Below are 8250 nucleotides of genomic sequence, written 5' to 3' on the forward strand. Positions count from 1 at the left end.
CATGACTGAACGGCATAAAGTTTTGGCAGAAACTGAAAGTTCCGCTGATTGATAGATCGGGTATACAACTAAAGATCTTTATTTCTTCATATTAGGCAGTGTAATCAGAGAACAAAAAAAGAACTATATACGATATTTTGAAAGTGAGGAAACAATCATGGCTGAACAGAAATCTCGAATAGAAAGAAGGAAAAAGAAACCGCTGTGGCTGAAGCTGCTTTTCCTGGTTTTTTTATTGGGCTTAGCGGGTCTTTTGACTGGTGCCGGGGTGTTTGCTTATTATGCAAACCAGGCACCGCCTTTAAATGAAAAGGATTTGGTAGACCCGGCAGCTTCTCAAATTCTTGATAAAGACGGAAATGTCGTGGCGGCAATAGGAAACAAAAAAAGGGAACAGGTAAATTATGACGAGATTCCCGACTTAGTAGAGGATGCAATTTTAGCCACAGAGGATGTCAGGTTTTATGAGCATTTCGGCATTGACCCTCTAAGACTAGGAGGAGCAATAATAGCCAACGTAACCGAAGGGTTTGGATCAGAAGGTGCAAGCACCCTTACACAACAAGTCGTAAAACGATCATTTTTATCTTCGGAGAAATCTTTGAAAAGAAAAGCACAGGAGGCATGGCTGGCCGTAAAATTGGAGCAGGAATACAGCAAACAAGAAATCTTTGAAATGTATGTGAACAAAATTTATTACTCCGATAATATTTATGGTATTGCTACAGCAGCAGATTACTACTTCGACAAGGAGCTTAATGAGCTCACCCTGCCGCAAGCCGCCTTGCTTGCCGGTATGCCGCAGAGTCCGAACGGTTACAATCCTTATGACCATCCTGAACGTGCAAAGGAAAGACGCGACATTGTCCTGTCATTAATGGAAGAACATGATAAGATTACGCATGAGGAACGGATAAAGGCAGAAAAAACTCCGATTACCGAGGGACTCGTTAAACGGGATGAAGGAGAACGTACTTATCTGTCCGCTTCTGACGGCTATGAAGCTTTTATAGATGTCGTGATCAGTGAGGTAGAAGCTATCGGTGATTACAATATTTATGAGGATGGATTAAAGATCCATACTACCCTTGACCCTGATGCCCAATCAGCTATAGAAGATATGCTGAACAAGGAGGATGCAATTGATTATCCTGAAGACAAGGATGGGCAGCCATTCCAGGCTGGAATCACATTGCTTGATACAAACAGCGGGGCGATTCGTGCTGTCGGTGGCGGCCGCAACTATGGCAAAGACACCAAACGCGCTTTCAACTTTGCTACCGATACAAGCAGGCAGCCTGGTTCCGTCATCAAGCCAATATTGGCTTACGGACCTGCGATTGAATATAAAAAATGGTCCACCGCGCATATAGTCGATGATGAAGAATTCAAATATGAAAATGGCGAGGAACCACACAACTGGGATGGAAAGTATAAAGGCGAAATAACGATACGTGAAGCATTGTGGGATTCACGGAACATTCCGGCAATCAAAACGTTCAATAAAACTGGACACGAAAACGCCGCCAATTTCGCTGCAAAGCTTGGTTTGAACCTGGAAAAACCGTTAATGGAAAGTGCTGCCATCGGTGGAATATCAAAAGGTACAAACCCCTTGCAAATAGCTGGGGCATATGCCGCATTCGGGAATGGTGGTACGTATAATGAGCCATACGCCGTTACTAAAATTGAAGAAAGAGACGGAGAAACAGTGGAAACCAACCATGAGAGCAATCAAGCGATGAAAGATTATACCTCTTACATGATTACGGATATGTTAAAAGATGTAATCAAAAAACCAGAAGCAACAGGGTACAAGGCGAATATTCCCGGTCTGCCTGTAGCAGGAAAAACCGGTACCACCAATTATTCAGAGGAGTCAATAGAAAAATACAATATTCCGAAAGACAGCTCACCGGATTCCTGGTTTGCCGGTTACACTACCGACTATACCGCGGCAATATGGACTGGTTATCAAGATAGAAAAAATCCACTAACAGGAAATGAAAAAGATATCGCCAAAAAGCTATTCAGGCATGTCATGGCCAAAGTTTCCGAGGACAAAGACACCAAAGATTTCAAAAAGCCGGATAGTGTCGTAGCGAAAAAAATAGAAGAAGGAACCAACCCGCCAAAGCTTGCCAGCAGTTTTACTCCTGAGGATAAGATTTCCACAGAATTGTTTGTAAAAGGAGAAGTACCAAAGCAGGAATCAGAGGAATTTATCCCAGAACTGCCTGCGCCGATTGGGTTGTCTGCAGACTACGACAAAGACAAAGCTACGGTCCAACTAGACTGGGACTATGAACAGGAAGAGAGCGACGACCGGGAGGTGCATTTTGAAGTAGAAGCTTCTATTGAAGGAGGTTCCTCCGGCACAGCTAAAGAAACGGCCAAAACCGAAATAACCATTCCTTCTATCAAAACCGGAGAATCTTACACCTTTACCGTCCGTGCTGTATCAGAAGAAGAAGAAAGCGATCCTGCCTCCATCGTAGTCGATACCGATACAGAAAAGGAAAAAGAAAAGAAAAATGCCAGCAACGACGACAATCAAAGCAGTTCTCAACAAAATGAGGAAACTGATACAAGTGCCGAGAATCAAGAAGACGGTTCGCCATCCAGCGAAGATGGTAATGCTGAAGAAGATAATGACAACGCAGAAACGGAAACGGATAATCAGTCGGAACAAGAAAACGAGGAAGAAGCAACGGATGAAAATGATAGCTCTCAGGACAACGCAGATCAAAATGAAGATAATCAAGAAGATAACAGCGGATCGTCCGGAGAAGGCTCCGAAAATGAGGAATCCACGGAAGATGGACAAGGTGAAGAAGAACAGAACTCTGATTCCACTGATCAATCAAGTGAAAACAGTGACGAAGAAACCAATAATGAAACTGAATCTACTAATAATGATAACGGAAATCAAAATGCGAATTCCAGTCAAGACAGTCAAGGGAATGATACAGCAGGACAAGGACAAGAAACCTCAGAAAACGGCCAAGGTGAGAGCGAGACAAATCAATCTGCTGATGCAGCAGGTTCTGACAATACCGGAGAAAATGGAAGTGATGCTTCAGATGAGGAAAATGCAGATAGTTAAAATCTGAGAAAGGCTGGGAGTGTAATACTAACTGTGTAAGCAAGAATGCATTGCATTCTTGCTTACACAGTTTTTTTTATTTGGTAGAATAAGAGTGACAAAAAAGGAGTATTGATTTGGCCAAGACTAAAAGAAATCCTGCCCCCGAGTAATTAACTAACAAGATTGTTGAGAATCAACAACATTTCCCAATAGAATCCCATATTATCATTGGATTTCAAACAATAAACAAAGAGACATCAATTCCTATGCGAATTGTGTCTCCCACACGTGTTCTAGTAACTTTTTTATATTCCACAACCATTCTCTTCTTCTATTATTTATACCATCCACTTCGGCGGCGTATTTTTATCCCAATAAATCTCGCCTATTGTATAGTGCCCTTCAAAGCCGTCCCTGTTTACATGGTAATGAAAATTAAACCAGTAACCTTCACCAGGACGGTTATCACGCCTCACATGGAATTTAGCTACATCTTTACCAGTCTTTTGGTCATGGATATTGAAAATACGCTCTCCATAACCACTTCCTGGTTGTTCCGTAATAACAAAATAAGGGATTTTTTCTTCTCCGGCATCTAATAAAATATCATTGACCACTTGCTCGAGTGCCGGTAGAATATTGGCCGTAAATTCATCCTCCACCTTCGGGTAAATCCTGGGACCGAGTTTTGCCACGGTCCGTTCAGCAGCTTGTTCCGTGAAAGAAGCAATCAGCTGACTACTGTCTGCTGTTTCATCAGGCAGTGTTTCCGTTTCACCTTCCCTGTCCACTACATCAACGGCAACAGAAGCATGAGTATCGGAATCGGATTTTGAGAGAACTTCGTCTTTTTCCGCTGCACTTGTATCCAGATAGTTTGGCGGGATGTACATACCCAACGTCATGAACGTAATCAAGATGACCGATATTTTCTTCAACCAGAGCTTCATAGAAATGTCTCCCTTTATGTACTACTTTTAGTTTATCATTTTATGCTGAAAAGTCTATCAAACTTTTTAACCATCCACTGGACATTGTCCAAGCAAACACGTATCATGAGTAAAAAGTTGATTTTTGGAGGGGTACCATGAAAACAAGCACCACAGACTTTTTACAAACCGCAACCCTGGGCATGGGCTGATTCTGGGGTACGGAAGCCCGGTTCGGGCATTTACCAGGGGTAGTCCGCACCCGCACCGGCTATGCCGGCGGGACAACAAATAAGCCGACTTATAAAACGATCGGCGATCATACCGAAATGGTCCAAGTCGACTTCAATACGTCGCTTCTTTCCTATCAAGCACTGCTTGAACACTTTTGGAATAGTCATAATCCTAACCGGGACAGCTATAAAGGCCGCCAATACTTGTCTCTGTTGTTATACCAAGATGCCAGTGAGTTGGCGGCAATCCAGAGCGTTAAAAATAAACTGGAAAAGCAGTCATCAATGGCAATTCAAACAGAAATTGCCCCTTTTAACAGCTTCACACTAGCTGAAGAAAGACACCAAAAATATTTTATAAAAAGATACCCAGATGCAGTGAACAAATTGCAAGAACTGTACCCTTCTTTCGAAATCTTTAACAACGCCACCCTACCAGCCCGCCTAAACAGTTTTGTAAAAGGCTGGGTCACGATGGCGGAGTTGAGGTCCGAAATCAAAAACTGGCCAATCGCTGAAGCTGAACAAGAAAAACTGCTTCATACAATAAAATCAATCCGCTGGTGAAGGAACAATCAGAAAATAACCGAGCCGCCAATCGAAATAGCAAACGATTGGCGGCTTTTTCTTTTTACCTCTCTCCCTATTACACACCAGCCGCCCAGGGAAAGCGCAGGGGATATCCGCAGTACCGCGTTCCGATTCCCCATTAGTGGGGAGGTTTCGGGAGAATCAATCAAGCAATGTCACAGTTTCTATCAACATTGCAATGAACAAGCAACAAGGCATGTGAAAAGAATCATTCCTTTAGTTCGTTTAGGCACTCCCGATTCGTGAAATATTCTGAAACTTTTTACAATAACTTGCGTAAAGTTAACTAGATGTTTTTACAAAGAAACTTTTAAGGAGGGGAAAATTTGATTGAAGTAGCCCAATTGAGCAAGTCATATGGCAAAATCCAGGCACTGACCAATATCGAGTTTACGATCGACAAAGGAACCTGCTTCGGTCTTGTCGGTCCGAATGGGGCTGGAAAGTCGACATTGATGAAAATCCTTGCTGGGATTTTACAGCAGTTTGAAGGTGACATTGTCGTTGATCGATTTTCTGTTGCAAAAGAAAAACAAGCGGTCAAGCAGCTGATTGGCTATATACCACAGGAACTCTGTCTGGAAGAAACATTGACAGCAAGGGATAATTTGCTGCTTTTCGGTCGACTTTACGGAATTTCAGGAAGAACCTTGAACAATCGTATTGACAACGTGTTAGAAAAAATCGGGCTGACGGAGCGAAGCAAAGATACTGTCCTGAATTTTTCCGGTGGCATGAAACGGCGGTTGAACATTGGGTGTGCCCTGCTGCATGAGCCGGCCATCGTTATCATGGATGAACCCACCGTGGGAATAGATCCCCAGTCACGAAAATCCATTTTCTCGATTATCGAGCAATTAAGAGCAGACGGCAGCACAATTATTTATTCCAGTCATTACATGGAAGAGGTAGAACAGCTTTGTGACAGAATTGGTCTGATCGATAAAGGGATATTATTGGAAAATGGAACCATGAACGGGCTGATGGAAAAGTACGGCACCCCTTCTTTATACGTTTCCGGCGATACTATAGAAGCAGAGCATCTCCACCCCTACCAAATCGCTCCTAAAGGGGATGGCTATTTAGTCAGGGATGCAAACCCTCTTGCCACATTAGAAAAGTTGCTCGTCCGTTTTCGCGAGCTGGATCTGCAACCGCGGAGATTGGAATTGTATTATCCGAAGCTGGAGGACATTTTCTTCCAGTTGACCGGCACAAAGTTGCGCGATAACTAAACGAGAGGAGGAACTAATTTGTGGGCTATAGCTCAAATGGAATTAAAAAAGAATATACACGATAAAGGAATTTGGTTCTGGACTTTTATTTTACCGATTCTTTTCATTATTGTCTTTGTTGCTGTTTTTTCCGGTCAGGAAGGGGTGGAATATGCAGAAACTGTCACCCAAATCATTCCTGGGTACACAGTCATGTTCACATTTTTTATCATGATCTCCATCCTGATTACTTTCATAAAGGATCGAGAGCGTGGAATGGTCGCTCGTATTGCCAGTACACCGATTTCCGTCAGCAGTTACTTTTTGGGCAAATGGATTCCTTTTATGATCATTGTCCTCCTGCAGATCGCTGTTTTGTTCTTGTTCGGAGTCCTTGTTTATGACCTTCCACTTGGTGATCCGACCGCGCTTATCGTTATGTCCTTGTTCCAGGCCTTTCTTGCAACAAGTTGGGGGTTGGCCATGGCGGTGCTGGTGAAGACTGAAAATATGGGGATTGCGCTGACGCAAATCATTGCACTGGGAGGAGCTTTGCTTGGCGGGTTATGGATGCCGATTGAAATCATGCCCGACATCATGCAGACCATCTGTAAGTTTATCCCGCAATATTGGGGATTGGAAGGCTATAAAGAAATCATTCTCCATGATGGTGGAGTACTGGATATATGGCAGCCGTTAGCCATCTTGCTCGTCGGTGGCGCAATCGGCGTACTGATTGCCATAACCGGATATCAGCGGTACTTACGATTAGCTAAAAGTTGATACAAAAGCATTCATCCTGCAGTTAACGCCGGATGGATGCTTTTCCTGTTTCTTGCCCTACTTTGGCTTTTTTTGTTTTCGGAAATACTCAGATATTTGAATAACACGGACGTCTCGCGGGTGGAGCTCATGGTAAATTCCCCTGCTGTCATGAAAGGAAACATAATCATCCCGCTCACTTTGAATCAACTCTTCGGCCTGTTCCTGGGAATCGGCAAAAATGAACCGACGGATATAATGCTCCTGATCGAAAAAGTAGGTTACTTTAAACTCTTTCACCCTATCCTCTCCCCGTTTTTCTTTCCTTCCATCTTAACAAATCCGACAGAGTGTTTTACAGTTATAAGCAGACAATACGACAAACTACCAGGAGGTATCCATGAAGAATACAAAGCAATGGACTGTTGCTGTGGCAGGTTCCAGTCGAATACCGGTTAAAAAAATTCTTTCCAGACTGGACAATAATTATCACCTAATTAGAATTTCGGGCAAACAGCCACCCGAAAAGAAATGGAAAAACCAAGATTGTCATACATGTGATCTTTTTAATCCTACTTCAGTAGAAAAAGGATTGCAGCATGCCAATCTGGCTATATTTTTATATCCAACAGAGTTTACGGCAGCCCGCTTATCCCAAGCCACCCTTCCTGATATGGCTGTACTTGCCGCTGACAGCTTTGCCCGGGCAATCAGAAAGACGGGGATCAAAAAAATCATTTTTATTAAACCCGAGGAGAGCAATGGAATGATTTCCAACGACAGCCTTGTTGAGGTAGAAAAAGTGCTCAGCAGTTCCGGGGTACCAATAAGGACCATCTCAATTCCAGTGCGACTTTTTCGCTACCAGTCACAATGGCATGGTGCAGCCGACGGTGTCCGATCCATTCAACGAGTCACTTTACCACATGGAAAAGACGCAAAGTGGGCAGCATTTCATTATCCAAATTGGCTTAATCGAGCAGGTTGGCCGTTGATTAAGACAGAGTGGAGGAAAAACTTTTGCAACGTCTACTTCCGCTCTCTCACTCGTCCGCTGCTCGTTCTCCATTACTCGGAAGAAAACAGTGATACAGACCGAGCTGTTTATCACATAGCCGGAGGCGCTCTTGCTGCTGACCTTGCTGGCAGGCTGGAGTTTTGTCAGCTTCCAGCAAGCAACCATTGCCTGATAGCCATTCATGAATTCCAGCCATCCCTGCCATGGCTTGTCTATAAATATAGTCAGGCAATTATCCATTTACTGGTGATGGGATTGTTCAAAAAGCATTTGGAAAGGATTGCTTAGTACAGCTAGTTGGTTGATTGATCCTCTTCTTCGCGGAAGTTGATCCTCTTTTTCGGATTATCGCTCTTCTTTTTCCTGTTGTTGATCTTCTTCCCGGGATGGTCGCTCTTCTTCACGGAAGTTGATC

The 8250-nt window shown here is 43.4% G+C and carries 6 protein-coding genes and 1 pseudogene; 5 read left to right on the plus strand and 2 right to left on the minus strand.

Annotation, left to right across the window (positions count from 1 at the left end; translation table 11 throughout):
• Positions 1-157 precede the first annotated feature (157 nt).
• Positions 158-3106, plus strand: coding sequence for a PBP1A family penicillin-binding protein (locus tag BLR82_RS05245; RefSeq protein ID WP_074597910.1), 2949 nt, complete (start codon positions 158-160; stop codon positions 3104-3106).
• A gap of 320 nt (positions 3107-3426) precedes the next feature.
• On the opposite strand, the gene BLR82_RS05250 is transcribed toward BLR82_RS05245, so the two are convergent.
• Positions 3427-4038, minus strand: a complete 612-nt coding sequence (locus BLR82_RS05250; RefSeq protein WP_074597911.1) for a YpjP family protein — start codon at positions 4036-4038, stop codon at positions 3427-3429.
• 203 nt (positions 4039-4241) lie between these two features.
• On the opposite strand from BLR82_RS05250, the pseudogene BLR82_RS05255 reads away from it, so the two are divergent.
• The 3 genes and pseudogenes from BLR82_RS05255 to BLR82_RS05265 form a co-directional block, all read left to right on the plus strand.
• Positions 4242-4817, plus strand: a pseudogene (locus BLR82_RS05255) (peptide-methionine (S)-S-oxide reductase MsrA); the annotation flags it as partial.
• Positions 4818-5167: 350 nt separating this feature from the next.
• Complete coding sequence (locus BLR82_RS05260) at positions 5168-6076, plus strand: ABC transporter ATP-binding protein (protein ID WP_074597912.1); 909 nt, start codon at positions 5168-5170, stop codon at positions 6074-6076.
• Between the two features lie 18 nt (positions 6077-6094).
• Complete coding sequence (locus BLR82_RS05265; RefSeq protein WP_074597913.1) at positions 6095-6838, plus strand: ABC transporter permease; 744 nt, start codon at positions 6095-6097, stop codon at positions 6836-6838.
• A 57-nt stretch (positions 6839-6895) separates the two neighbouring features.
• On the opposite strand, the gene BLR82_RS05270 is transcribed toward BLR82_RS05265, so the two are convergent.
• Positions 6896-7117 carry a hypothetical protein gene (locus BLR82_RS05270; protein WP_074597914.1) on the minus strand — a complete coding sequence of 74 codons (222 nt, stop codon included), beginning with the start codon at positions 7115-7117 and terminating at the stop codon, positions 6896-6898.
• Positions 7118-7217: 100 nt separating this feature from the next.
• Here BLR82_RS05270 and BLR82_RS05275 point away from each other — a divergent pair, with 100 nt between their 5' ends.
• Positions 7218-8123, plus strand: coding sequence for a Rossmann-fold NAD(P)-binding domain-containing protein (locus BLR82_RS05275; RefSeq protein WP_074597915.1), 906 nt, complete (start codon positions 7218-7220; stop codon positions 8121-8123).
• The last annotated feature ends 127 nt before the right edge of the window (positions 8124-8250 follow it).

Origin of the sequence: Sediminibacillus halophilus, assembly GCF_900103695.1 — a bacterium.
Taxonomy (GTDB): domain Bacteria; phylum Bacillota; class Bacilli; order Bacillales; family Amphibacillaceae; genus Sediminibacillus; species Sediminibacillus halophilus.

Bases quoted from the DNA above. Each gene is read 5' to 3' on its own strand.
- BLR82_RS05245 (WP_074597910.1), top strand. From the start codon at position 158: ATGGCTGAACAGAAATCTCGAATAGAAAGAAGGAAAAAGAAACCGCTG.
- BLR82_RS05250 (WP_074597911.1), bottom strand. From the start codon at position 4,038: ATGAAGCTCTGGTTGAAGAAAATATCGGTCATCTTGATTACGTTCATG.
- BLR82_RS05275 (WP_074597915.1), top strand. From the start codon at position 7,218: ATGAAGAATACAAAGCAATGGACTGTTGCTGTGGCAGGTTCCAGTCGA.